This window comes from Treponema sp. R80B11-R83G3 (genome assembly GCF_054786115.1).
In genome coordinates, this window is sequence record NZ_BDHF01000342.1 from 1 (window position 1) to 786 (window position 786).

Annotated in this window: 2 protein-coding genes and 1 pseudogene; 2 read left to right on the plus strand and 1 reads right to left on the minus strand. The window is 48.1% G+C overall.

The window, feature by feature from the left end:
* On the minus strand, positions 1 to 230 hold a 230-nt coding region (locus tag ACYVRH_RS13730; protein ID WP_461257450.1), incomplete at its 3' end, for a hypothetical protein.
* Between ACYVRH_RS13730 and ACYVRH_RS13735 the strand changes: the two are divergent.
* Both ACYVRH_RS13735 and ACYVRH_RS13740 read left to right on the plus strand, forming a co-directional pair.
* Positions 187 to 558, plus strand: a pseudogene (locus tag ACYVRH_RS13735) (pyruvate:ferredoxin (flavodoxin) oxidoreductase); the annotation flags it as partial. The gene ACYVRH_RS13730 and the pseudogene ACYVRH_RS13735 overlap by 44 nt on opposite strands.
* A gap of 56 nt (positions 559 to 614) precedes the next feature.
* The coding region (locus ACYVRH_RS13740; RefSeq protein WP_461257451.1) for a hypothetical protein at positions 615 to 786 on the plus strand (172 nt) is incomplete at its 3' end.

Here is a 786-nt window from a genome sequence, read left to right on the forward strand (position 1 = left end):
TCGTAATCAAGGCTTTTGCCAAGAACATCGTCTTTAATGCCCACGATAAAGTTGGCGATCTTTTTGCCGGAAAGGTTGTCAAATACCGCCTTTGCCATGGAGGGGGTAAATTCTTTCGAGCCAAGTCCGTAGCGTCCGCCAATAATAAACGGGTTGCCTTTAAATTCACCTTCGGCCTGCATTTCCGCGATGTCTGTTACGTTTACCGCTTCGCAGGGCTTGCTGCTCATGATCCCAAATATGTACAAAATTGCCGGCGAGCTTACATCTACGGTGTTTCATATATCAGCCCGCGCACTGGCGACATCGAGCCTTTCAATTTTCGGCGACCACCAGGACGTGATGGCGTGCCGTCAAACAGGTTGGGCTATGCTGGCTTCCAACAGCGTTCAGGAAGTAATGGATATGGCGGTTATCGCCCATGCCAGCACTCTCCGCGCGCGAGTGCCTTTCCTGCACTTCTTTGACGGTTTCCGCACCAGCCATGAATTGCAAAAAGTTGAAGAAGTTTCTTACGACGATCTTCATCAGATGATTGACGATGATCTTTTCGCCGCCCGTATCTTATCAACTCCGCAGACTTCCTGGCGTGCCATAAATTTTCCTACATCGAAATGTACGACATGCTTTCCAGCATTAAAGAAGGCGGGACATTCCTGCTCAACAGCCCGTTTAAAGCGGCGGATGTCTGGAAGGAAATTCCTGTAGAAATACAGAAAAAAATCATCGAGAAAAAACTTAAATTCTATGTTATCAACGGCGCGGAAATCGCGCGTAATACGGGAA